Origin of the sequence: Paenibacillus sp. FSL H3-0469 (assembly GCF_038051945.1) — a bacterium.
GTDB lineage: Bacteria > Bacillota > Bacilli > Paenibacillales > Paenibacillaceae > Paenibacillus_AQ.
Genome location: NZ_CP150302.1, coordinates 2,638,249 through 2,662,501, shown reverse-complemented (window position 1 = coordinate 2,662,501; position 24,253 = coordinate 2,638,249). Strand labels below are relative to the sequence as shown.

At 53.2% G+C, this 24,253-nt stretch carries 18 protein-coding genes; 12 read left to right on the top strand and 6 right to left on the bottom strand.

Features of this window, described 5'->3' with window-relative positions; all coding sequences use genetic code 11:
• Positions 1–54: 54 nt before the first annotated feature.
• The gene (locus tag NSS83_RS11545) at positions 55–1,635 is read left to right on the top strand and encodes an extracellular solute-binding protein (protein ID WP_341348281.1); all 1,581 of its coding nucleotides are present in this window, start codon (positions 55–57) and stop codon (positions 1,633–1,635) included.
• A gap of 275 nt (positions 1,636–1,910) precedes the next feature.
• On the opposite strand, the gene NSS83_RS11540 is transcribed toward NSS83_RS11545, so the two are convergent.
• Positions 1,911–2,636: a glycoside hydrolase family 16 protein gene (locus NSS83_RS11540; RefSeq protein ID WP_341184370.1), complete on the bottom strand. Its 726-nt coding sequence runs from the start codon at positions 2,634–2,636 to the stop codon at positions 1,911–1,913.
• Positions 2,637–2,828: 192 nt separating this feature from the next.
• On the opposite strand from NSS83_RS11540, the gene NSS83_RS11535 reads away from it, so the two are divergent.
• Positions 2,829–3,896 (top strand): AI-2E family transporter, encoded by a 1,068-nt coding sequence (locus tag NSS83_RS11535; protein WP_341184371.1) that lies wholly within the window; start codon positions 2,829–2,831, stop codon positions 3,894–3,896.
• Between the two features lie 1,258 nt (positions 3,897–5,154).
• Positions 5,155–7,584 (top strand): leucine--tRNA ligase, encoded by a 2,430-nt coding sequence (leuS, locus tag NSS83_RS11530; protein ID WP_341348280.1) that lies wholly within the window; start codon positions 5,155–5,157, stop codon positions 7,582–7,584.
• Between the two features lie 139 nt (positions 7,585–7,723).
• Here the strand turns inward: leuS and comER are convergent, their stop codons facing one another.
• Positions 7,724–8,575 carry a late competence protein ComER gene (gene comER / locus NSS83_RS11525; RefSeq protein ID WP_341184373.1) on the bottom strand — a complete coding sequence of 284 codons (852 nt, stop codon included), beginning with the start codon at positions 8,573–8,575 and terminating at the stop codon, positions 7,724–7,726.
• 138 nt (positions 8,576–8,713) lie between these two features.
• On the opposite strand from comER, the gene NSS83_RS11520 reads away from it, so the two are divergent.
• The 7 genes from NSS83_RS11520 to NSS83_RS11490 all read left to right on the top strand — a co-directional run bounded on the left by NSS83_RS11520 (position 8,714) and on the right by NSS83_RS11490 (position 16,886).
• Positions 8,714–9,451, top strand: coding sequence for a helix-hairpin-helix domain-containing protein (locus tag NSS83_RS11520; RefSeq protein WP_341348279.1), 738 nt, complete (start codon positions 8,714–8,716; stop codon positions 9,449–9,451).
• A gap of 559 nt (positions 9,452–10,010) precedes the next feature.
• On the top strand, positions 10,011–10,529 hold the full coding sequence (locus NSS83_RS11515; RefSeq protein ID WP_340752204.1) for a dCMP deaminase family protein: 519 nt from the start codon (positions 10,011–10,013) through the stop codon (positions 10,527–10,529).
• 153 nt (positions 10,530–10,682) lie between these two features.
• Positions 10,683–13,460: a ComEC/Rec2 family competence protein gene (locus tag NSS83_RS11510; RefSeq protein WP_341184375.1), complete on the top strand. Its 2,778-nt coding sequence runs from the start codon at positions 10,683–10,685 to the stop codon at positions 13,458–13,460.
• A gap of 29 nt (positions 13,461–13,489) precedes the next feature.
• Positions 13,490–14,440, top strand: a complete 951-nt coding sequence (locus tag NSS83_RS11505; protein ID WP_341184376.1) for a HAMP domain-containing sensor histidine kinase — start codon at positions 13,490–13,492, stop codon at positions 14,438–14,440.
• The gene (locus NSS83_RS11500) at positions 14,418–15,125 is read left to right on the top strand and encodes a response regulator transcription factor (protein WP_341184377.1); all 708 of its coding nucleotides are present in this window, start codon (positions 14,418–14,420) and stop codon (positions 15,123–15,125) included. Before NSS83_RS11505 ends, NSS83_RS11500 begins: the two co-directional genes overlap by 23 nt.
• Positions 15,126–15,205: 80 nt before the next feature.
• Complete coding sequence (locus NSS83_RS11495) at positions 15,206–16,132, top strand: ATP-binding cassette domain-containing protein (protein ID WP_341184378.1); 927 nt, start codon at positions 15,206–15,208, stop codon at positions 16,130–16,132.
• Complete coding sequence (locus NSS83_RS11490) at positions 16,110–16,886, top strand: ABC transporter permease (protein WP_341348278.1); 777 nt, start codon at positions 16,110–16,112, stop codon at positions 16,884–16,886. The genes NSS83_RS11495 and NSS83_RS11490 overlap by 23 nt, the downstream gene beginning before the upstream one ends.
• A 34-nt stretch (positions 16,887–16,920) precedes the next feature.
• Here NSS83_RS11490 and NSS83_RS11485 read toward each other — a convergent pair whose 3' ends face one another.
• The 4 genes from NSS83_RS11485 to nrdI form a co-directional block, all read right to left on the bottom strand.
• Positions 16,921–17,700 (bottom strand): alpha/beta hydrolase, encoded by a 780-nt coding sequence (locus tag NSS83_RS11485; protein WP_341348277.1) that lies wholly within the window; start codon positions 17,698–17,700, stop codon positions 16,921–16,923.
• 818 nt (positions 17,701–18,518) lie between these two features.
• A complete protein-coding gene (gene nrdF / locus NSS83_RS11480) occupies positions 18,519–19,478 on the bottom strand; it encodes a class 1b ribonucleoside-diphosphate reductase subunit beta (RefSeq protein ID WP_341184380.1) in 960 nt (319 codons plus the stop codon).
• 36 nt (positions 19,479–19,514) lie between these two features.
• Positions 19,515–21,599 carry a class 1b ribonucleoside-diphosphate reductase subunit alpha gene (gene nrdE / locus NSS83_RS11475; protein ID WP_341184381.1) on the bottom strand — a complete coding sequence of 695 codons (2,085 nt, stop codon included), beginning with the start codon at positions 21,597–21,599 and terminating at the stop codon, positions 19,515–19,517.
• Positions 21,586–21,945 (bottom strand): class Ib ribonucleoside-diphosphate reductase assembly flavoprotein NrdI, encoded by a 360-nt coding sequence (gene nrdI, locus NSS83_RS11470; RefSeq protein WP_036732265.1) that lies wholly within the window; start codon positions 21,943–21,945, stop codon positions 21,586–21,588. The genes nrdE and nrdI overlap by 14 nt, the downstream gene beginning before the upstream one ends.
• Before the next feature lie 523 nt (positions 21,946–22,468).
• Between nrdI and NSS83_RS11465 the strand changes: the two genes are divergently transcribed.
• Together NSS83_RS11465 and NSS83_RS11460 are read left to right on the top strand one after the other, a co-directional pair.
• Complete coding sequence (locus tag NSS83_RS11465) at positions 22,469–23,005, top strand: sigma-70 family RNA polymerase sigma factor (protein ID WP_341348276.1); 537 nt, start codon at positions 22,469–22,471, stop codon at positions 23,003–23,005.
• Positions 23,002–24,168, top strand: a complete 1,167-nt coding sequence (locus NSS83_RS11460) for a hypothetical protein (RefSeq protein ID WP_341348275.1) — start codon at positions 23,002–23,004, stop codon at positions 24,166–24,168. Before NSS83_RS11465 ends, NSS83_RS11460 begins: the two co-directional genes overlap by 4 nt.
• Positions 24,169–24,253: the final 85 nt, after the last annotated feature.

The window sequence follows — 24,253 nt, the reverse complement described above, 5'->3', positions numbered from 1 at the left end:
AATATGGAGAAGTGTATCATAAGATTATGAACTCTACGAAAAGAAGGTGGTTTCATGAAAGTCCGTTCCCCGCTGTTGCTGCTGCTCCTGATTCTGGCAGGCTACTCCTGGCACAGCACCGAATATAGTCAGCCGCCGGCTTCACCGCAGAGTACAGCCCCTCACTTCGATGTTAAGGAAGGCAAATATGATCCTCCTGTAGACCTGTATACGGTCGGCTCCGTGAACCCCAATCTCAATTTCATCAAAGGGGAGAGCCTGGAACACAACGTACATACGGCCTGGGCCGAGAAGCGGCTTGGCATCCGAATCCGCTATCTTTGGACGATCTCCGGCACCTCAGAGACCTACGCCAACAAGCTGAGGCTGGAGCTGGCCAAAGGCAATATGCCCGACATCGTAACGACCAGAGATGCCGATATTATCCAGGAGCTGATTGATTCAGGGCAATTCATGGAAGTCGGCGACCTGTTCGAGCAGCATGCGTCCGAGGTGTGGAAGAAGGCTGTTGCCGAGGATGCTTCGGCATGGAACCCCTTCGTGCGCGGCGCGCACAGGTACGCCATTCCCATTATGGATTATGAATATAACTCCGATCCGCTGCTCTGGGTCCGCCAGGATTGGCTGGACAAGCTTCATCTGAAAGCACCGAAGACCCTGGATGAGCTGGAGCAGGTCATGGATGCCTTCGTCAACCGGGACCCGGATGGCAACGGGATCAAGGATACCTACGGCCTGTCGGCCGGATTCCGCAACGGGCCCAGCACCTGGATGGGAGACAGCAGCTGGGTGTTCGGCGCCTATGGTACGGTTCCTGAGCAGTGGAACCGCCGGAGTGACGGCACCCTGGAGTACGGCTCCATCCAGCCCGAGGCAAGGAAGGCTGTCCAGCTCATGAAGCAATGGGTACAGCGCGGGTATTTGAGCGCTGACAGTGCCTGGCTGGATGAAGAGGGAGCGGCGAACCAGTTCATCTCCGGCAAGGCGGGTATCATTGCCGGACCCTACTGGATGGGTGGCTGGCCCCTGTCCTCCTTGACCAAGAGTGACGCTGATGCGCGTGTCCGGGCAATTCCCATCCCTTCAGGACCGGGCGGCCTCGCCATGAGAAGAGGGACCCTGCCTGTCAACGGTGCCATTCTGATCAATAAGAAGATGAAGCACCCTGAGATCTTTTTTACGTATCAGAATTATTTGTTCGATTCATATGCTACCTCGACTGGTGAATTCGCTCATGGTCTTGCAGAGGGCTATGACTTTACCATGGCGGGCGGCCAGCCGAGCGCCCAGTCTTCGGAGCTGCCGCTGGGCGGCATCCGCGTAGCCTCGTACACGCTAACCTTCGACGGGGCCCGGATTCCCTCCGGCGTCATCCGGGAGATCCCGAAGGACATTGCCCCTGTGCTGCTGGGCCAGAAGGAGGCTTCCCGCAAGGAGCAGTTCACGGGACCTCCGACTGCGACGATGCAGCGCGACGGCGAACTGCTGAAGAAGCTGGAGCAGAAAAGCTTCATCAAAATCATCTTCGCAGACAGCCCGCTTGAAGAATTCGACGAATTCGTGCACAAGTGGAACACCTACGGCGGACTTACTGAAACCATGGAGGTCAATGCCTGGGACCGCAGCAGCCGCTAGATGCCGCAGGGACAAGAAACCGCCTCAATATAAGGCGGTTTCTTGTCGTAGATACACATGGGCTCCGGCCAACGTACCTGGCGGCGGCTCCAACAATTCTGTTCCTCCTGTGCTGCATTCTTCTATATATCGTACAGAAGGGCGGCTGCAGCCGCCATAACAATGTGGCGATTGGAATAACAAATATTGAAGATGCTCCGCAATGATCCGCATTGACAAAAGGACCCCGGCGGATGCCGCTTGCGCATCGCCGGGGTCCATCACCTGCCTGCAAGTTAGTTGCCTGTGAATTTCAGCCAATCGTAATAGGCGTACAGAGGGTTCGCCCCATTATAGGAACCGAGCCAGGAATCTACCCCCGTTCCGTTCCAGAGGTTCATCATGATTTTACCGGGCCGGGAGGGGATGTTGCTGGTGGCCGTATGCTTCAGGACCCCGTCTACATACCATTTAATATAACCCGGCTGCCAGTCGAAGGCGTACGTATGATAGCTCTGGGAAGCATCAAAGCCAAGATTGACAATCTGCTCATGGCCGCCAACGCCATTGGTGTAATAGTTGAACTGGACCTTGGTGGTGTCCTTGCCGAGGAACTCAATATCGATCTCATCCCAAGGTGTCCCATCTGAAGGCCCGGTGTAGGTGAAGAAGGAGGAGACGATCCCGCTGTTCTTGGCCGGCTTCATGCTGACCTCGTATTTGCCGTAGCCGTACTTGTAGACAGAGCGGTATTCCGCGCCGTCAAATTTATTATTGCTGGGACTGGTCAGGGCCAGACGAAGCTGTCCGCCGCTGGTGAATGAGATATTATTCGCACGCCAGGTACAGTTGAACATGGAGCCGTTCGAGTAACCGTCTGCTTTTTGCCAGGTTGCGGGGTTGAAGTAAGTCAGAGGCTCATTAAAGACGGTGGCCGCCGAAACAGACGGAGCTCCTGTCAGCAGACCGGCAAGCAGCAGGGTCATCCCTGCACCGAATAACTTGTGTAGCTTTCTCCTCATATACAATACCCTCCTCAATAATGTAAGCGCTTTACAATATGATTGTAGCGAACCTTGAACCCGGCCACTATACCAACCTGCGAACTAAAATAACAAAAAACCAATTTTTTGCAGAGCAGAGTATTTCATTCCCCTCCCACACATACTATTAGGCATGATGGTTAAGGGCTGTACACGTTCAGGAGGGAGATTATGGAGGAGTGGTTCCGCAGTAAATGGCTCCGCTGGATGACCGGCGTGCTGCTCTCACTGATTATTCTATATTTCGTCTGGCTGCTCCGTCCGATGCTGAATGGGGTATTCCAGTTTCTAAAAGCAATCCTGGCCCCGTTCCTGGCCGCCATGATTATCTCCTATGTGCTGAATCCGGTGGTCACTATGCTCTCCAGAAGAAAAATGCCGCGCAGCGTAGCTGTCCTGCTGATCTATGCGGTGTTCCTGACCTCGCTTGCGGTGATCCTGATCAACCTGATCCCGATGTTCATTGAACAGCTGGAGGAGCTGAATGAGCATCTGCCGGAGATGACGCTGCACGCGCAGGGGCTGATGAAGGGCATGAATTCCAGGCTGATTCCGCCCGGCGTGGAGACGGGAATGAATAACTGGTTCTATCAGCTGGAGAACCGCCTGGCCGAAGGCATCTCCCACTTCCTTAATAATATCGCTTCGACCATTGGCGTGCTGTTCAACGCATTCATTGTGCCTTTTCTCGTGTTCTATATTCTGAAGGACTTCGAGGTGTTCGAACGGATGGTGGTATCCTGCCTGCCCCGTTCGCGCCGCAAGTCGATTGTGATGCTGTTAAAAGATATTGATGAAGCGCTCGGCAACTATATCCGCGGGCAGTTTCTCGTCTGCATCATCATCGGCGTGCTCGCTTATATCGGCTACGCAATTATCGGCATGCCTTATGCGCTGCTGTTCGCCTGTGTTGTTGCGGTATTCAACATTATTCCGTATATGGGTCCGTTCCTGGGGGCGGCTCCGGCTATTGTTATGGCTTCGACCTTGTCCTGGCGCCTTGTTCTGCTGGTGGCGGTGGTGAACACCCTGTGCCAAATGCTGGAGAGCAACGTGATCTCTCCGCAGGTTGTAGGACGGAAGCTGCATCTGCATCCGCTGCTGATTATCTTCGCGCTGCTGGTCGGCGGGGAGATCGCCGGAATGATCGGCCTGATTCTGGCTGTTCCTTTCTTCGCTGCCGCCAAGGTGGTCATTCAGCATATCATCGGCTATTATATCCGCAGAAGGCCGGCGTAGAAGCGGCAGCCGATCCCGCCGCCGCTTCAGTTACATGGGCAATGGCGGCTTCTTCGCCGCGACTTCGGGTGAAAGGATTGACGGTACATGTATCTTTTGGTTATAATGTGGTGAATATTACGATAAGAAGAGTTATCATAGCAGTGCGATGAAGAGGAGTATTAATTCGTGAGACCGTTATTGCAGAGAGCCGGCACCTAAGGTGCGAGCCGGTTAACGGGCCGCAGTGAACTCACCTCCGAGTAATGGCGCGAGCCGCAGGTCCCTTAGGGAGACATGCGAGTGAACCGACGTCGGCTCACCCCCGATACAGGGTGTCAAAGTGAGTGCCGGACAAAGAATGTCCGCCGCTAACTAGGGTGGTACCACGGGAATTCAAACCTCTCGTCCCTAGCGATTATACGCTAGGGATGGGAGGTTTTTTGCTGTAATAGGAAACTATAGTTTCCTGTTGCTGTGAAAAAGCTGTGTGTAAATTTGTGAATAAGAGTTCTTGGAAAGTTTCGTAGAATGACTATGATGCTGAACGTGACTGAAATTCTGGTTAAAACCGAATACAATCGGTTGGTATAGCGGCACACGGCCTGAATGTATGTGAAAAACAGCATACATTGTGCTCGAAAGCATACACGCAGCCTGAATGTATGTGAAAAACAGCATACATTGTGCTCGAAAGCAGGCACACGGCCTGAATGTATATGAAAAACAGCATACATTGTGCTCGAAAGCAGGCACACGGCCTCAATGTATGTGAAAAACAGCATACATTGTGCTCGAAAGCAGGAACATGGCCTGAATGTATGTGGAAAACAACATACATTGTGCTCGAAAGCAGGCACACAGCCTGAATGTGTGTGGAAAACAGCATACATTGTGCTCGAAAGCAGGCACACGGCCTCAATGTATATGAAAAACAACATACATTGTGCTCGAAAGCAGGCACACGGCCTCAATGTATGTGAAAAACAGCATAGTTAGCCCGGCGAATCATGGGCGGATATTGGGCTTTGCTGTTGCACTGGGCAAGTGAATTGGTTATTACAGATTTTATGTAAATATAAAGGAACGGAAAGAAATTTTGGAGCTGTAGCAACGTTAGTGGCCGCCTTTATACTCGGATTTCTACCCTGAAGCTTATAATCAGAAATCCGAGTATAACAGCGGGCGGAAGCCCAAAACTTTCTGCAGTGACCCTTATTTACAGTCTTTTTTACAATAGAGTTACCTAATACAGCAACACTCCAAGGAGGAGCACAAGATGAGCGACAATATTGGATACCGCGCCCAGACCATCGAGCCGAAATGGCAGAAGTTCTGGGACGAGAACAAAACCTTTAAGACAAGTGAAGAATCAGGCAAGCCAAAGTTCTACGCCCTGGATATGTTCCCGTATCCTTCCGGCGCAGGACTGCACGTAGGCCACCCGGAAGGCTATACCGCCACCGACATCGTGTCCCGCTTCAAGCGGATGCGCGGCTACAACGTGCTGCACCCGATGGGCTGGGATGCCTTCGGACTTCCGGCTGAGCAGTATGCGATGGATACCGGGCAGCATCCGCGTGATATTACCTTCAAGAATATTGACAATTTCCGCCGCCAGATCAAGTCGCTGGGCTTCTCCTACGACTGGGACCGTGAGATCAGCACGACCGATCCGGGGTACTACAAGTGGACGCAGTGGATTTTCATCCAGCTCTATAACCGCGGACTCGCTTATGTAGCCGAAGTTTCGGTGAACTGGTGTGAGGCGCTGGGAACCGTTCTGGCGAACGAAGAAGTCATCGACGGCAAAAGCGAGCGCGGCGGCCATCCCGTCGTCCGAAGACCGATGCGCCAGTGGATTCTGAAGATTACCGAATACGCCGACCGCCTGCTGGAGGATCTGGAGGAACTGGACTGGGAAGAGAGCATCAAGGATATGCAGCGCAACTGGATCGGCAAATCGACCGGTGCTGAGGTAACTTTTGCGATAGAGGGCCATGACGCTGTGCTTGAAGTGTTCACTACCCGTCCCGATACCCTGTTCGGAGCAAGCTATTGCGTACTCGCACCGGAGCATAAGCTGGTGGATGCTATTACCACAGAGGAGCAGAAGGCCGCCGTTGCCGAATACCGCGACAAGGCTTCGCGCAAGAGCGATCTGGAACGCACGGATCTGGCGAAGGAGAAAAGCGGTGTATTCACCGGCGCGTATGCGATTAATCCGGTGAACGGCGCGCAGGTGCCAATCTGGATTGCCGACTACGTGCTGGCCGGATACGGAACCGGAGCAATTATGGCCGTTCCGGGCCATGACGCCCGTGACTGGGAGTTCGCCAAGCAGTTCGGCCTGAACATCATCGAAGTGGTGCAGGGCGGCAATATCGAAGAAGAAGCCTACTCCGGTGACGGTCCGCATGTCAATTCGGGATTCCTCGACGGCCTGTCCAATACTGAAGCGATGGCTCAGATGATCGCCTGGCTGGAAGAGAAGGGCAGCGGTAAGGGCAAAGTAACCTACCGCCTGCGCGACTGGCTGTTCAGCCGCCAGCGTTACTGGGGCGAGCCGATTCCGATTCTGCACCTGGAAGACGGCACGATGAAGACTGTGCCTGTGGATCAGCTGCCGCTGGTTCTGCCGGATGTGGATGCGATCAAGCCATCGGGCACCGGTGAATCTCCGCTGGCGAATGTGACCGAGTGGGTGGAGACCTTTGATCCCGAGACCGGCATGAAGGCCCGCCGCGAGACCAACACCATGCCGCAATGGGCCGGCAGCTGCTGGTACTACCTGCGCTATATCGATCCGCATAACGATCAGGAGCTGTGTTCACCGGAGAAGCAAAAGGAATGGCTGCCGGTCGACCTGTACATCGGCGGAGCGGAGCATGCGGTGCTTCACCTGTTGTATGCCCGTTTCTGGCATAAGGTACTCTATGATATCGGCGTAGTCGATACCAAGGAGCCGTTCCACAAGCTGGTCAACCAAGGAATGATCCTGGGGAACAACAATGAGAAGATGAGTAAATCGCGCGGCAATGTCATTAACCCGGATGAGATCGTGGAAGCTTACGGGGCAGATACCCTGCGCGTCTATGAGATGTTCATGGGGCCGCTGGAGGCCACCAAGCCTTGGAACGAGAAGGGCGTCGAAGGCATTCACCGCTTCCTCTCCCGCGTATGGCGCCTGTTCGTGAATGAAGACGGTAGCCTCAGCGCGAAGATTACAGAGGGCGGCGGCACGGATGAATTCAAACGCACCTGGCATAAGACGCTGAAGAAGGTCACTGAGGATTTCGAGCTGCTGCGCTTCAATACGGCGATCAGCCAGCTGATGATCTTCATCAATGACGCTTATAAGCAGGAGAGTCTGTCCAAGGAAGCAGCTGAACATTTCGTGCAGATGCTGTCCCCGCTGGCACCGCATATTGCCGAAGAGTTGTGGGAACTGCTGGGCCATGAAGGAAGCATCAGCTATGTTGCCTGGCCAGCCTATGATGAAGCCTTGACTGTAGATGCTGAGGTTGAGATCGTGGTTCAGGTGAACGGTAAAATCGTCCAACGCGCGCTGATTCCGGCGGATATGGGCCAGCAGGAGATGCAGGACCACGCCCTGGCTCTGCCGAATGTGAAGGCGGCTGTCGAAGGCAAAACCGTACGCAAAATCATTGCCGTTCCCGGCAAGCTGGTAAATATCGTAGTGGGTTAAGCGAAGAACGCAATTCTGCCCGCAGCAACGGAGGTATCCGTGCTGCGGGCTTTCTTGGTTTCGGGGCGCTCTCTACGGAGGTGGAGGGGACCGCTGATTGCCCTATGGAGGAAATGGCCCTGCTAATGGATGCATTTTGCTAGCGGTCGAGTCGGCTCTGCGCGATACTGCCCAGCCCGAACAGCTCGTCGAGCTTTTCCACATCCTCATCGTACTTGTCGTGTGTGGTGGTAATCAGGCGTTCAAATACCCCCTCCAGACTGGTCTGCAAGTGATTCAGGGCTTGCGCGGTAATGCCACCGCGGACGGCAACCCGTTCCTGGAGCTCCTGCGGGGTGAATGAGCCTTCGGTCAGCAGCTTACCCGTACCCAGCAGCATCTCACCCGCCAGCCGGGTGACCAGGGCTTCGTCGATGCCGGTTGCTTCTACAGCCGCTTCAATCCACCGCTCCAGGAAATAGCTCAGAAAGGCTGGACCGCAGCTGGAGAAATCCGAGGCAATCCGCGTATGACCCTCAGGAATCTCCTCCGGAACTCCAATGCAGGAGAATAGCTGGAGCAGCAGCAGCCTGTCTTTTTTATTTAATCGGCTTCCGAAAATGCACAGCGAACTCCCGCCTCTGACGGAATGGGTGATGCTGGGAATGATTTTGGCGACCTTGGAGGGCAGGACCGATTCCAGATGGTAGAGCTGCACAGGGCTTGTAATAGATACAACGATCTGGTCGCTGCGCAGATAAGGGGCGATCTCATCGGTTACCCGCTTGAACTGCAAAGGCTTGACGCACAGGAGCACGAGGTCGCTCTCTGAGGCGGCTTCGATGTTGCCGGAGCATATCGTAATTCCGGGATGAAGCTTCTTCAGCTCCATCAGCCTGCCCGGGCTGCGGTTGCTGGCCATCACGTCACATGGATCAAGGGCTCCCGACCGAAGGAAGGTGTCGATCAGCAGACTTCCCATGCTGCCTGTTCCGATAAATCCCACTTTCATCCTGTGGTACCTCCTTTCTTATGCTGCTGGCTTACAGGAATACTCTTCGTTAAGTGTATGCAGGCCAGACTTGGACCAATGACAGGTTTTAACCGGATTTTTGAATAAAATTCCAGTTCGATGAGGGAGGACAACCTGATGGATAAAAGAATGATCATCTGCGCCATCACCGCCGCGCTGCTGGGCGGCGGTCTGGTGTGGGCCGCAGACCACAGAGCACAGGACGCCGGCATTGCCGGATGGTCAACGCTGAATGCCGGAATGGCGCAGGCGCTGGGAGTGGCAGACGAAGGCACTGATGGCGAGAGTTCCGCGGACGGGGCAGCTGGCGGGAGTGTGGCGGATGGGAAGGCGGTAGGTGCAGGTGCTGTGGATAGTAGTGGAGGGGCAAGTGGCGAGGCAGCTGGTGGCGGTATGGCGGGGAATGGAGCGGTAGGCGGGAGTGTGGCAGGTGGGGCGAGTAGTGGAGTAACTGGAAATGCTGCCACGGGTGGTGTAACAGTGGATACAAGAGCTGGCGGGAGTGTGACTGGCAATGGAGCTGCAGGCGGGAATGATGCAAGCGCGGCGGGTAGCGGAGTTGTTGATGGTGCGGTCACCAATGGAGGAACACCTAGCAATGGAGCGGCCACTGCAACAGCGGGAGCCGAAGCCACTGGCATTGCAGCCCCGGCAGCGGATGACGGCCGGATTAATGTGAACACTGCCGATGCCAAGGCCCTGATGGACCTGCCGGGCATCGGGGAGAAAAAGGCGCAGGCGATTATCGACTACCGCAGCAGCAAGGGCGCATTCCGCAGCGCGAACGATCTAGGGAAGGTGAAGGGCATCGGCCTCAAGCTGCTGGAGAAGCTGAAGCCGCTGGTGACTTTTTAAGGCTGCCATCCTGATTGTATACGAACAGCCTGTCTGCAGGGGGAAGCAGTTGGATTTTATACACTTAATAAATCTCTAACGGTACCCTGACGAACAGTAAGTGGATTTAGGGCAGCTAATTTGGTCCGAATGCGCAGAATCAATAATTTGTAACGAATTAAGTGTCGTTTTTCCAATTACAACCTTATATTCGGCGCTTTTTCCAGCAACAGTTGTAGTTTTTCCACTAAAAGGGCTTCACTCTCAGAGCATGGGCTGAGGAATAGTGAGTTTCAACTGCACTCTGTACATTAGATTTGCCCTCAATCCGTCGGAAAACTGAATCTGCTGCACTTCGTACATTAGAATTCTGCAAAAGAGAGTCATTGGAGACTAAATGAGAGAATCAATTGTATAAAGTGCAGCAGAACATTACTTAAGAGCTGAGAATGCAATTTCTATTGTACAAAGTGCAATCACATCCCACTCTGCGGCGATTCAGTGTATCAATATCCTAGTGAAAACGCAGCCAGGTATGCTACAATAATGAACAACTATTTAGAGAAAGTGGAGATTGCTGATGACTGTGGCTTACCGCAAGAACTGGGATACATACTTCATGGATATTGCCTGCATGGTCTCCACCCGTTCGCGCTGTCCCCGCCGCCATGTCGGTGCGGTGCTGGTGCAGGGGAAGAAGCTGCTGGGTACGGCCTATAACGGTGCACCGATGGGCGTTCCTGACTGCTCGGAAGCAGGATGTATGGTTTCTGAGCAATACGAGCGTGAGATGATAGACGGTGTAGAGACAATGGTCAAAAAGCAGCGCTGCATCCGCACAATCCATGCCGAGCAGAATCTGCTGCTGTTCACCGACCGGAGCGACCGGGAAGGCAGTACGGTCTACGTTACGGATGAGCCCTGCTGGACCTGTGCCAATATGCTGGCTAACAGCGGGATCGTGGAGATTGTCTACCTGCGTCCTTACAAGAAAGATATGGAGAAGGTGCAGGCGATGCTCTCCTCCAAAGGAATCGTGTTCCGCCAATTGGAGAACTACGAGCCGCCTAAGGAAACGATGATTTCGATATCTGAGTAACGGCGTACACCGGCAGGATTTAATGTTAGTTCGAGTGAACAAGATCCCGCTAGAATATGGACTGGCCCAGGGGAAGAACCTCTGTACACGCATGTAGTATGCGTATGCAGAGGTTTTTTGGCGTCTAGAGCTAATTAGGAAGGAGAGATAATCATGAACAAAAGGCCGTTATTAAGCCTCACGGTTTGCTGGGTGGCGGGAAGTGCCGCAGGTTGTCTGTTCTCTGGCCGCAGTCTGCTGTTCTGCCTCGCCGTGATGCTGTTGCTGCCTGTAGTATGGGCGGTGAGCGGCGGCATACGCTGGAGGGCGGCAGCGGTGCTGGTTATGGGATTGATTGTGTCGGCCCTATACTGGGAATATAGTGAGGTACGAAATGTGAGTCTGTTGCCTGAGGTGCTGGGGCAACCGGTGAGCGAACTAAATGAGGCTTATGTAACAGCCGCAGGCGTTATTGCTTCTCCGGTGGAGCGGGACGGGGACCGGGTTGATTTTGTCGTGAAGCTGTCCGGGATCAGATTGCATCAGCAAGGGGAACAGTCTGCAGCGGAAGGAGAAGAAGGAAAGAATGCAAAGGAATTCAATCCGAATGTTGCGGCAAAGACAGATGCAGCTGGAGCCGTGGAGAAGAAGCAAGCTAAAGGTGAACTTGTAACTGTACAGATCAAGCTCCAGGAGGAGCGTGAAATTGCGGTGGCTGCGCAGTGGCAGCGGGGAGACCGGGTGGTCATTGAGGGGGAATTAATCCAGCCCCAGATAGCGCGCAACTTCGGCGGATTCGACTACCGTGCCTATCTGCTCACCCAAAAGATTCACTGGCTGCTAAAAGGAACGGGAACAGCCAGTGTAACCGTTAACCCTCAAGTCTCGTGGGAGCCGTCCACGATTCTGCGCTGGAATGATAAGGCAAGATCTGTGCTCGGTGCAGAAATGAGCCGCTTATTTCAGGAGCCTCATGCGGGTTATATGAAGGGTCTTGTCATCGGCATCCAAAAGGAACTGGACCCGGAGACCTTCAGACAGTTCTCGCAGCTCGGGCTCACCCATATCCTGGCCATTTCGGGGATGCATGTAGCGGTGTACGTCGGAGTAATCCTAATTCTTCTGCGCCGCTGCCGCTTAACCAGAGAAACCGCACTGACAGTGACCCTGCTGCTGGTCCCGGTCTATGTGCTGCTGTCTGGGGCCGGACCGTCTGTGATCCGCGCCGGGATCATGAGCATGATTGCCCTGCTGGCGGCAAGGCTGGGCATGCTCAAGGATGGACTGAATATTCTGGCTGCATCCGCGCTGATGATGCTGGTCTGGAATCCTTATCTGCTGCTTAGTGTCAGCTTTCAGCTGTCTTTTCTGGTGACGGCCGGACTCATGGTGTATACACCGCTCGCTGCGCCGCTATTCAGGCGGTTACCGGGCTGGCTGGGCAGCAGCCTCTCGGTAACGATTATTGCTCAACTGGTCTCGTTCCCGCTGACGATCTATTATTTCAACCAATTCTCGCTGTTATCCGTTGTAGCCAATCTGCTCTTGGTTCCCTTTATCACCTTCCTGGTGTTGCCACTGGGGACGCTGGCGCTAATGCTGGGACGGGTATGGAATGACGCAGCCTTGTTCATTGCACGGCTTGCGGAGTTGCTTAATAATGTTACCTTCGCAGTCGTAGAGTGGGTGAACAGCTTCACCGCCGTTGTGCTGATTTGGGCTTCGCCGTCAATCCTGTGGATCTGCCTTTACTATGGGCTGCTATATGGTTTGTTACACATGTTGAAACGGAGGACTGAGGCTAAGCTTGTTCCACAGTTCATGGATGATGAGACCCGTCCGCTGGCGGAGATGGAGAGGCCGGAACCGAGAGGTAAACTACTCCGTGGCAGAGTTGGCCGCACTGGCCGCAATAACGATCTGGATTCGGCAGGGGCTGCGAACAGCAGAATAGCCGCACTGGCTTTCCAATCCTACCCTCAATCAGGCCTATCACGATGGAGTTATCTTGTAGCCATGCTGTGCGCTATAGGCCTGACCATTCTGCTCTACAAAGGCTATAACGCCGAAGCTCTACGCGACGGCTCCGCTTCCATCAGCTACCTGGACATAGGCCAGGGGGACAGCAGCCTGATTACCACGCCTGGCGGAGCCCATATCCTGGTGGACGGCGGCGGGACCGTAAGCTTCGGCAACCGGGAGGAATGGCGCATCCGCCGCAGCCCGTTCGAGGTCGGGGCGAAGACGCTGCTGCCGCTCCTGAAGCAGCGGGGAATTCACCGGCTGGATGCGGTTATCTTGACGCATGGCGATCAGGACCATGCCGGAGGATTGCAGGCGGTGCTGGAAGGGATGCCGGTATCGGCGCTTTTGTTCAACGGAACATTAGCCGAAACGGAGCCCTACACCAAGCTGATGGCGACCGCGCTGGACGCGGGTGTCCAGCTATACCCGGTGCAGCAGGGCATGACGCTGGCCCCAGACGAGGCCACGCGGCTGAACTTCCTCTGGCCGGAGCCCCCAGCGGATGGACAGACCCTGCCGGAGGAAGTGGAAGACCAGAACCACGAATCGGTGGTGTTCCGGCTGGAGATGGACGGCCGGAGCTTTCTTTTCACAGGAGATATGGACCAGGCGGCAGAAGAAGCCATCCTACATTCCGCGAATCAATCCGGGATTAAGCAAGGCAGACCCATCGACATCCTCAAGGTCGCTCACCACGGCAGCAAAACCGCCACCAGCGCAGACTGGCTCGCCTTCTGGACCCCCGGCGCCGCTGTGATTTCAGCCGGTGTGAATAACCTGTACGGACATCCGCACGGTGTTGTGCTGGAGCGTCTGAACGGTACGGGAACCCGCGTCTACCGGACGGATCAGCAGGGGGAGATTCAGCTCAGAGTGGGCAAGGAGGGCATCACCTTACGCCACAAGCTCACCCCTGCCCCGGACTAAGACTCTGTAATCGTATATAATAAAACCATATGAGAGGAGTTGATCGTATCCTTATTGTTCTGGCAGGACTCCTGCTGCTGCTGATCGGCCAGACTGTCTACCTGCTGAATTACCGGGGACAGGTCAAGCAGATCAGCAGCCAGCTCTCTTTTATCATGGAGCACGATTCCCGTAAGCGGATAGTTACCCAACTGAAGCCGAAGGAGATCGGCAGACTGGTACAGGATTGCAACAACCTGTTAAGCCGACAGAGCGCGATGGGAGAACAGTTCAGCCGCAAGAATCAGGAGATGAATCTGGCGGTTACCAGTCTGTCACATGATATAAGGACGCCGCTTACTTCGCTGGACGGTTATCTGCAATTGGCGCTGCGGACAGAGGTGGAGCAGGAGAAGGGGCGGTACGTAGAGCTTGCCCAGTCGAGAATACAGCAGATTATCAAGCTGGTGGATGAGCTGTTCCTCTATACCAAGCTGCAGAATCCCGAATACAGTCTCGAGCTGCAGCCCGTGGATGTTATGGAGGTGCTGAAGCGGAATCTGTTCACTTTCATTGATGCCTTCGCCGGATCGGAGAGTGAGCCCGAGCTACGGCTGCCGGTGCATTCTCCCCGGGTGATGGGGGATCTCCATGCGCTGGAACGAATCTTTACCAATATCATCGGCAACTATTTCATTCATGGCGAAGGCACGTTGGCCATAGAGGTTGAGGACAAGCAGGAGGTGCTGTGTATACGCTTCACGAACCGGCTTAAGGCAGGCAGCGGGGTGGATACGGAGAAGATATTTACCCGCTTTTACAAAGAAGATCCGTCGCGTACCCGGCATTCCTCAGGTCTGGGGCTCTCAATTGTGAAGGCGCTGATGGAGAAGATGAACGGTCATGCAGAGGCCGGGTGTACGGCGGATACTTTCAGCATACTGATCGGATTCTCAAAAAGGGAGGATGAGTATAGCCATGAGCATCCATCTCAAGGATAGCGGGCTTCGCAGAAGAATTCTCATCGTTGAGGATGACGAGCATATTAACGTAATTCTGCATGACGGGCTTACCTCCGCAGGGTATCAGTGCACCCAGTCCTATTCAGGCAGTGAGGGGATGCTGAATCTGGCTGAGCAGGACTACCACTTGATTGTCCTGGATCTGATGCTGCCCGGATTGTCCGGAGAGGCGTTCATGCAACGTTTGCGCGGGGAGCTGAAGTCCCGGATTCCGGTAATTGTCCTCTCGGCCAAGGATCAACTGGGGGATAAGCTGGATCTGTTCACGCTGGGCGCTGATGATTATGTGACCAAGCCGTTTGAGCTGGAGGAGCTGATTGCCCGTATCCATGTCCATATCCAGCGGACAGCTGGCGGTGAGCCGGTGAAGGAGTTCAGGCATAAAAATCTGGTGCTGGACTGCACGGCTTACAGTGTCAGGATTCATGGCAGCGTGCTTGCTCTGACCCGTCAGGAATACCGGATTGTCGAGCTGCTGGTCAGGAACCCTACCCGCGTATTCACAAAGCAGGATCTCTATGAGCTGGCCTGGGAGGAGATCTATCTGGGCGAGGACAAGACGATAACGGTCCATGTCAGCAATATCCGCAATAAAATCAAGGCGCACGACAGCGAAGCCTATATCGATACGGTCTGGGGCATCGGCTTCCGGCTGAGTCCATGATGAACTTTGAACTTTCTTAACCTTTTGTTAGCGAACTATTAGTCTTCATCCTGTTAACTTAGGGTAAGGAGGTGGCAGACATGACAGATTGCATTATTGAACTAAGCGGACTGACCAAGATGTACAAATCGAAAGCGGCGGTGCGCAGTGCCAATCTCAAAATCTACAGAGGGGAGATTGTCGGCATCATCGGGAAGAACGGTGCGGGCAAATCCACACTGCTTAAGATGATTAGCGGACAGGTGTATCCGACCTCGGGAGAGCTGCATTTCTTCAACCGTGCGGCGGCGGGGGACCAGTCTTTTTTTGAGCGGATGGGGGTGCTGATTGAGCAGCCCGGATTATACCCGAATGTCTCAGCCTATGAGAACCTGAAGCTGCTCGCCATCGCGTATGGCCTAAGTGACAGGGAGTTAACGATCGGGAAGCTGCTGAAGCTTGTTGGGCTGGACCCTAAGAATACCGCCAAAGTCAAAAGCTATTCCATGGGTATGAAGCAGCGGCTCGGAATCGCGGTGGCTCTGCTCGGAAGCCCCGATGTACTGATTCTGGATGAGCCGATTAACGGGCTTGATCCGCAGGGGATTGTAGAGATCCGGGAGCTCATCCTGGAGCTGAACGCAGCGGGCCTGACCATTCTGATCTCCAGCCATATTCTGGAGGAGCTATCGAAGATCGCCACCAAGTATGCCATCATCCATCAGGGAGAATTCGTCGAGGTGCTCTCCAAGGAACAATTGCAGCAGCGCTGTGAGGAACGGATCGAGATTAGCGTGGAGGAAGCGCGGGAGGCTCTACCGGTGCTGGAGCGCGAGCTGAAGATTACACAATATAAGGTGGTGGATAGCCGCACGGTCTATGTATACGACCGGCATATCCACATCCGGCAGATCGTTCAGGTGCTGGCGCAGCATGGGGTAATGGTGGATTCCATCGCAAGGCATAAGCAGAGCCTGGAGCAATATTTCCTGGAGCGCACGGAAAGTGCAGGTGAACGCCATGATTAACCTGTTCAAAATGGACCTGTACCGCTTCACGCGGAACAAGATTATGTACCTGCTGCTGCTTTTGTTCTGTGCCTTTCAGATCTTTGGCATCTTCATGATGAAGCAATACGAGCAGCCGGTGGAGGGCCGTCCGATGCTCAGCAGCTTAACCGAGAGCGAATTCATCCAGTATACCATCTCGCAGCCGCCTTCCTGGATGCTGATTTATATTGCAGTGTTCACGATCTATTTCTACATGAGCGAGTGGAACTCCGGCTTCTCCAAGAACTATATCTCCATGCGGCAGGCCAGAAGCCACTCCGTCTTCTCCAAAATGGCGATTCTCTCGCTATTCGTGGCCATGATGTTCTTGACCCTGCTGGTTGCAGACGGAATCGCGAGAAAGCTGTTATGGGACCAGACAGATCTGGGGGAACCGGGGGCGTTCATTACATTGCTGGCGGGCCAATTCCTTCTGCACTGGGCGTTCTCGCTGTTGATTCTCTGTATAGCGATGGTTACACGGAACCTGTTAGTTAGCTTAACTGCCAGCATCGTTCTGGCTCTGAATGTGATCGGGATGGTGCTGGAGGCGCTGGAAAATCTGTTTACGGACATTCATTTGACAAAATATCTGCTGATCAACACCATTATCAGGGTGAAGGATTTAGGCAGCACGGCTGACCTGATTCATACGTTCGGAGTGGCTATTGCGGCGATTCTATTCCTAAGTTATTTTGCTGTCCGCTACAAAATCAGGGAGGATCTGAACTAGGGAGTGGAGTAATCATCACTCGGCGGCACCCGGATCAAATTTTTCTGCATTCCCCGGGCAGCTCCCCGCCCTGTATCCAGGCTTCGACGAGCTTATTGAACAGCTCAGGATTAGCCAGAGAGAGGCCGTGTCCCATCCGGGGAATCGCCACGCCCATGGAGCGGGGGTTGGCGGCCACCAGATCCCGGGCGGATTGCTTCATGACAGATTTCTCACGTTCACCTACAGTAACCAGTATCTTGCCTGAGGCCTCGCTGAACCCGGCTGGAATGCGGAACGACATATTCTCTTCCAGCACCCGGATCAGCGTCATTAGCTCCATCTGCCGGCTCTCTTCAACATACCGTTCCAGGTACTCCCCGCCCAGATAGAGCGTCTTAGCCTGCAGCTTCGCGAACCATCTGTACTTAATCAGCGGAAAAGACAGTCTGACCGCCGGTCTGATCAGCCTGCTGGCGGAGGGAATCGGCCGCACCAACGCGCTGTTGATGATAGCATAATCGATCAGCTCCGGCCTCATAGCCAGCATCTGAACCAGCACCTGTGCGCCCAGAGATAATCCGGTAACAACAATCTTTCTTCCCTGAGCCCGCTCCTCAATAATGGATACAAGCTCCTCCGCACTGCTGCGGATCGTGAACTCCTTATCCTCCCGGCTGAACCCGTGCCCCGGCAAATCCGGGACCAGACAATGATAACCAGCGAACGCCGCCATCTGCTTCTCCCACATCCATCCGCTCACGCCCCCGCCATGCAGGAAGACCACCAGATAATCCCCATTCGGGTCTCCGTACTCCTGAATATGTATAGCCACTCCGCACACCTCATTCCTGTAAAAAGATCATCCCTACTCCTACGTCCCAGTAACAATATGGTCTCATAGAAACCACCTAAACTAGTAGGTTCGGTTTTCGACGCATACATTTGACCCTATGGTCTCATTGCAAATCCCATGCACCCTGATCAGGCACGGCAACCCTCAGCAAGCGAGCTAATATTAGGCTGATATTGCACCTGTTGCGGACTTCTAATCCTACATTCAAGTAAGTGATTGTATATCCTGCAATAGAAAACGCATAGCTGACCGTAAAAAGCGATTCTATTGTATTTCATACAGTAGAATGTTGTGTTTTGGGTGAAAATTGGCCCTTTTTCAAAATTCAATTGTACCGAATACAATAGATTCTATTTTGAAGGCTTTTTTACAGTATTCTAGTGTACAAAATGCAGTTGCTATCGTTCCAGCGCCTACAGCATCCAATGACTGCTATGAGAATGAGACGCTGGTTCGTTAAGAGCCGGTAATGGTGATATTCACAATAATAATTCTGATGCTGTACTAGCTTGGATGCCTCTCATAAAAAAGCCCCGGCAGCTTGTCCAAGCTGCCAGGGCTTTACCTCTACTATACAACAACCTAACATAAGTTGAATCAAAGAAAATAGCGAAAAGCAAGAAGGACCGGAGGGGAATTTTGGAACTGTAGGAGCGGTAGCGCCCGCCTTTGTATACGGATTTCTACCGCGAACAGCGGTCTAATCAGGAAATCTGTATACGGGCAGCGGCCGGAAGTCCAAATATTCGCCGGAGTGACGTCCGGGCTGTGAGCCAGGTTCTTCGATTCAGCTTATCTCAAAAATTAAAATCCTCATCCCGCAAAGGCTCCACATTCATCGCCCGCACATAACCATTCCCCTTCTTCGAGAAGAAGTCATGCTGCTTCGTGTGGGTGCTGATTCCGTTCTGCACGATCGGGTTGATCTCTTCCTCATCGAACAGCGGATCATGGCCGAGGTTCATCATCGCCTTGTTGGCGTTGTAGCGCAGGAAGGTCTTCACTTCGTCCACCAGGCCAATCGGGGCGTAGATCTGCTCGGTGTATTGCTCCTCGTTCGCGTGGAGCAGACGGAGCAGGCCGACCAGGGTCTCGTAGACATCGCTCTGGTCTTCTTCGGACAGCTCCTCGAAAATCTCCTGCGCCAGCACCCCGACATAGACGCCGTGGATGCTCTCATCGCGCAGGATCAGGTCGATGATCTCGCCGCTGCAGGTCATTTTGCCCTGTCCGGCCAGATAGAGCGGGTAGAAGAAGCCGCTGTAGAACAGGTAGCTCTCCAGCAGGACCGAGGCGGACATCGCCAGATAGAGGTCTTTCTTCGTCTCAATCTTTTGATAATACTCCGAGATCGTCTCCGCCTTGAACTGCAGGAACGTATTGTCCTCCACCCAGCGGAAAATCCCGTCAATCTCCTCCGTTGAAGCCAGTGTGGTGAAAATGCTGCTGTACGACTTCGCATGAATCTGCTCCATCATGCCCATGAAGCCGAGGACCGCCTTGCGCTGCAAGCCGTCCACATGCTCCATAATCTGCGGCATGCCTACGCCGCCTTGAATCGTATCCAGCAGGGTCAGTCCGCCCAGCACCTTCATATAGGAGTCCTTTTCAATCTCACTCAACGTGAGCCAGGACATTTTGTCATCGGATAGTGGTATTTCATCATCGGTCCAGAACTGCATAATATTCTGGTTCCAGAACATCAGCGAGAAATCGTCGTCGGGACGGTTCCAGTTCACCGCTTGGATTGCGCTCATAATCGTATCTTCTCCCTTTCTGTACCTGTGCCCCTCTTAGATGGAGCAGGCCAGGCATTCCTCGACAGACAATTTGTTGGTCCGGGTGTAGTACAGGGATTTCAGCCCTTTGTGCGCCGCATACAGGTAAGAACGGGCCAGCTCACGGGTGGTGACATCACTGTTCACATGCAGAACTGTTGAAATACCCTGGTCGATATGAGGCTGAATCTCCGCAATCAGATCAATGACCTTGAACTGGTCCATCTGGTAGGCGGATTTATAATAGAACACATTGTCCGGACGCAGGTAAGGCATCGGATAGTAGGTGGTCGAGTTGGCGTATGTGCGGGTCTCGATTTGCTCTACAATCGGCATAACGCTGGAGGTAGCATTCTGGATATAGGAGATGCTCGCAGTCGGCGCAATTGCCAGACGGTAAGCATGGTACAGGCCGTGCTTCATCACCTTGTCACGCAGCTCTTTCCAATCCTCTGTAGTAGGAATGTAGATTCCCTCGAACAGCTCCTGCGCTTTTGCCGTAACCGGACGGTAGTCTGTAGTCAGATAACGGTCAAAATATACGCCGCTGGCGTAGTCGGACTGCTCGAAGCCATAGAACGTCTCGCCGGTCTCGGCGGCAATCTCCATGCTTTTCTCAATCGAATGATAGTTCATCGTCATGAAGAAGGTGCGTGCGAAATCACGGGCCTGCTCACTCTCATAAGCGACTTTATTCTTGGCAAAATAACCATGCAGGTTCATTACGCCCAGACCCACGGAGTGCATTTCCTTGTTCGCCTTAGCCACGCCTGGAGCGTTGGATACCGTTGTCATATCGCTGACAGCCGTCAGTGCCAGCATGCCCTCATGTACGGATTCACGGATCTTACCGTGCTCCATCACGTTCACGATGTTCAGGGAAGCCAGGTTGCAGCTGATATCGCGGCGGATCTCGTCCTGCTGTCCGTAGTCATTAATCTCCGAAGTCTCCTGCAATTGAAAAATCTCGGTACACAGGTTAGACATCTTGATCTGACCCACACCCCGCAGGGCATGAGCAGCGTTGGCATTGCTCTTGTTCATAATATAGGGATAGCCCGATTCAAGCTGGATCATGGCGATCTTGGTCAGCATGTCGCGTGCGCTCATGGCGATTCTTTTCTTCACGCGCGGATCGGCAAGCAGAGTATCATACATGACGTCCAGATCCATGTCATCCAGGTGCGTACCATACGCCTGATAGACCGTGTAAGGAGCGAACACATGCAGCGGCTGATTATCCTGTGCGAGCTTGTAGAAGCGGTTAGGCACGATCAGACCGATAGACAACGTCTTCAGGCGTGTCCGTTCGTCGGCGTTAATCTTTTTGCTGTCCAGGAACTCCAGTACATCCCAGCCAAAAATATTATAATAAGCCGCGCCCGAACCCTTACGCTGGCCCATCTGGTCCGCATAGGAGAAGCCGTCTTCCATGAGCTTCAGGACAGGCATGATGCCTTTGGCCGCATCCTCAACACCCTTAATCGTCTCACCGCGCGAGCGCAGCTTGGACAGATTGACGGCAACGCCGCCCCCGATTTTTGACAGCTGCATGCAGGTATTCAGCACATAGTTGATCGAATTGAGCGAGTCATCCATTTCCAGCAGGAAGCAGGAGACCATCTCGCCGCGGCGGCTTTTACCGGCATTGAGGAAGGTTGGTGTCGCCGGCTGCAGGCGCTGTTCCATCATCGAGCGGGCCAGTGTGCGGGCGGTCTCCACGTTGCCCCGGCCCAAATGCAGAGCCACTACCGCTACGCGGTCCGGATAATGCTCCAGGTACTGCTTACGGTCATTGGTTTTGACGGCATAGTCGGTATAGAACTTGGAAGCCGCCATATAGGAAGGGAAGCGGAAATTATAGTCATGGGCGATCCGGTAGACATCCTCCATCTCAGCAGCGGAGTAACGGTCGTACAGGTCCTCGTAGTAATCATTGGCAATCATATAATCAATCTTGGCTTTGGTATCCGTGAAGGTCAGGCTGCGCCGCTCCACATCCCGCATGAACTCAGCTACCGCCTCCTGGTCCTTATCCAATTGGAAAAAGCCGCTTTCGTCTCTCTTCATCAACATGTTGTTCAGTTCAATATGCCGCAACCCGGTCCACCTCCTGTTTTATGCGTTGTACATCACCAAATGTTCCCGACAATTCAAACTTGCCGACCACCGGTACGTTGTAACGCTGTGCAATCAGATCTGCGCTGTGCGCGTATAGCTCACCCCAGTTTTTGTTGCCGCTCGCGGCGATGCCCTTCAGCCTGGAATGGTTTCGTTCAAGGAATGTTGATACCTTCTCTGGAATCTGTCCAAATCCGGTGGTGTATGTAACAAGCACGTAAGGCTCGTCGATCGTCATATGCTCTTCGATTTGAACTGCCGGAAGCTTCAGTTTATTAATGAATCTTCTAACGTTGCCGGTCTTGGAATCGTAAGCAATCAACATGGCTCCTAACCTCCTATAACATGTAGCCCATTCTACTTGACAAATAAAGAATAGCGGATTTACTAGATTTATGGGCTTAGCTCTTATATACACTATATTTAGTAATGCTTAATCATTTTATATACCATATATTGAAAAGTCAAGCGGTGAACAAGCCCTCACAGCCGCCCAAAATGCCTCTCCAAATCGCCAATCCCACGCCCCGCCTGCATTCTATTCTCTTATAATTAATTAGTATTTTTTTTAAGCAATTTGCGGGGCTGTGGAATGGTCCGAATGGGGCATTTGGAGAAGGGGAGGCGGCTATAAAATTTGAAAGCGCTCTGCCGTCGGCGGATGGAGTTTTGATGGCACTTCGTACATTAGACGCTGCTCCAATTTTTTGGGGGATCAGATCTGTTGTATTTTGTACACTTGATTTCAGCTAACAGGGGCTAATTGAGCAGATGCGTGCCCCAATATTTTCAATAACAGGGAACCATATCGGTCGGCAGGAGTCTTATTAGGTGAGAGGGGAGAGAACATGCAGAGTAAAGAACTAACGTATAGCATGACCTGTGCCTCATCGGTATCGCTGCGCGAGATGATGGAGACCTACGGGCAGGATGTATGGAATTATGCTTTTTTCTTAACCCGCAGCCGGGAGCAGGCGAATGATATCAGCCAGGAGGTATTCCTCAAGGCCTACAAGAGCATCGGCAAGTACCGGGGGCAGTCCACTCTGAAAACCTGGCTGCTCACCATTACCCGCAACACCGCGTTCAGCTTAAGGAAGAGCAGCTTCTGGCGGAGGTTCGTTCCGCTGGGCAGCCATCAGGATAAAGGGGGCGTCTTGTCCGCAGAACAAGAGGCTATCGGCAATCAGTACGCGAACCGCATCTGGGAGATCATTATGGAGCTGCCGGACAAGTACCGGGAGGTGCTGGTGCTGGACATTCAGCAGGATCTGTCAGTCGCTGAGCTGTCCGCGCTGCTTGGAATCGCGCAGGGGACGGTCAAATCCAGGCTCGGACGGGCCAGAATGAAAGTGAGAGCAGCGATGAAGGAGGAAGACCAGTGAAGACAAGACAAGAGCATGAGCAAGTGAAGGTGATGAGCGGGGAGAAGGACTGGTATAAGCAAGCCGGACGGATTCCGCTTGTAGAACCGGGATTCACGCCACAACTTATGGCGCGGATTGAAGAGGCTGCCCATGAATCCTCTAATCATACAAGCCGCCGCCGCTTCAGCCGTATGGCTGCCTTCGGCGGACTGACAGCTATCCTGCTGCTTGGCGCGCTGGTCTGGCCGTTTGGCCCAGGGGCCGGGCTTGATCCGGCAGGGAGGCTGGCAGCGGTCTTTAAGCCTGGCTCGGGAGCGGCTGTGGTGCAGCCGTCGGCGTCTCCTTCGGCTACTCAGCAAGGACTGGGCCTGTACGAGATATCGGCAGAGTTTGAATTAGGCGGTCTTAAGTACTATATGCCTCTTCCACTAGACCGCAATAAGGCTGCTGCGATGGCTGTTGAGACCTCTGCTGGAATTGTCTGGTCACCTCCGCCGCCTGTGGTTGACTATCTCAAGCCTAAATACACACACAATACAGAGCCGTATACTCTCTATCTGACTCCAAAAGGGCATGCAGAGCTATCTAAGGATTCAGCACAGCGGTTGTATGTCTTTCCTTTATACGCTGGAGGCGCACAGTCATATTTGTCACTGGGAAGTTTATTTGGAGCGGGAGATTATCTTTTATTTTCCAGCAGCAGCTATACTATTGGAGAGAATGCCAAAAGGTCAGGGGCCAAGCTGTATGTGATGGATATCAGACAAGCAGGAGAGGGGAAGATTTCTGTTCCTCGAGAGCTACTAATCTCAGATGAAGCGTATCAAGTCTATAAATCATTTATGGCCATTAATCCCGAAAAAGCAGAGTTTTTGGTTGTTTATTATACAGATGATGGAAAAGGTGGTTATACACAGCATAATAAGTTGTATGATATTGCAACTGGCAGTGCTCAGGTACTTTCGGGCGAAATCACTACAGAAAATGTTGAAAAACCCTCCAAGCTCCATTATGGAGCGCTTACCCTTGATTCTAAAGATCTTGTGACCATTGTCCATTACGAAGTTAACGGAGAGCAGCGGAGTACACAGGTTGATATAAAGACGGGCAATCAGTGGTACTACGACTGGTGGTATGAGGAACATGGTGAGAAAATTGATGCCTCTACAGTAGGAAATTGAGCAACTCAGAGTACAGGAGCAGGATGAGTGCTGGAATAGTATGCTAATCATGATATGCTCAGACGGTCAATGGAGCAATTCCTCT

What these genes read in the sequence shown, in the direction of transcription:
- NSS83_RS11545 (WP_341348281.1), top strand. Translation starts at nt 55, where the DNA reads ATGAAAGTCCGTTCCCCGCTGTTGCTGCTGCTCCTGATTCTGGCAGGC.
- NSS83_RS11540 (WP_341184370.1), bottom strand. Translation starts at nt 2,636, where the DNA reads ATGAGGAGAAAGCTACACAAGTTATTCGGTGCAGGGATGACCCTGCTG.
- NSS83_RS11505 (WP_341184376.1), top strand. Translation starts at nt 13,490, where the DNA reads ATGAGAGGAGTTGATCGTATCCTTATTGTTCTGGCAGGACTCCTGCTG.
- NSS83_RS11520 (WP_341348279.1), top strand. Translation starts at nt 8,714, where the DNA reads ATGGATAAAAGAATGATCATCTGCGCCATCACCGCCGCGCTGCTGGGC.
- NSS83_RS11465 (WP_341348276.1), top strand. Translation starts at nt 22,469, where the DNA reads ATGCAGAGTAAAGAACTAACGTATAGCATGACCTGTGCCTCATCGGTA.
- NSS83_RS11515 (WP_340752204.1), top strand. Translation starts at nt 10,011, where the DNA reads ATGACTGTGGCTTACCGCAAGAACTGGGATACATACTTCATGGATATT.
- leuS (WP_341348280.1), top strand. Translation starts at nt 5,155, where the DNA reads ATGAGCGACAATATTGGATACCGCGCCCAGACCATCGAGCCGAAATGG.
- comER (WP_341184373.1), bottom strand. Translation starts at nt 8,575, where the DNA reads ATGAAAGTGGGATTTATCGGAACAGGCAGCATGGGAAGTCTGCTGATC.
- NSS83_RS11510 (WP_341184375.1), top strand. Translation starts at nt 10,683, where the DNA reads ATGAACAAAAGGCCGTTATTAAGCCTCACGGTTTGCTGGGTGGCGGGA.
- NSS83_RS11500 (WP_341184377.1), top strand. Translation starts at nt 14,418, where the DNA reads ATGAGCATCCATCTCAAGGATAGCGGGCTTCGCAGAAGAATTCTCATC.
- nrdF (WP_341184380.1), bottom strand. Translation starts at nt 19,478, where the DNA reads ATGAGCGCAATCCAAGCGGTGAACTGGAACCGTCCCGACGACGATTTC.
- NSS83_RS11495 (WP_341184378.1), top strand. Translation starts at nt 15,206, where the DNA reads ATGACAGATTGCATTATTGAACTAAGCGGACTGACCAAGATGTACAAA.
- nrdI (WP_036732265.1), bottom strand. Translation starts at nt 21,945, where the DNA reads ATGTTGATTGCTTACGATTCCAAGACCGGCAACGTTAGAAGATTCATT.
- NSS83_RS11535 (WP_341184371.1), top strand. Translation starts at nt 2,829, where the DNA reads ATGGAGGAGTGGTTCCGCAGTAAATGGCTCCGCTGGATGACCGGCGTG.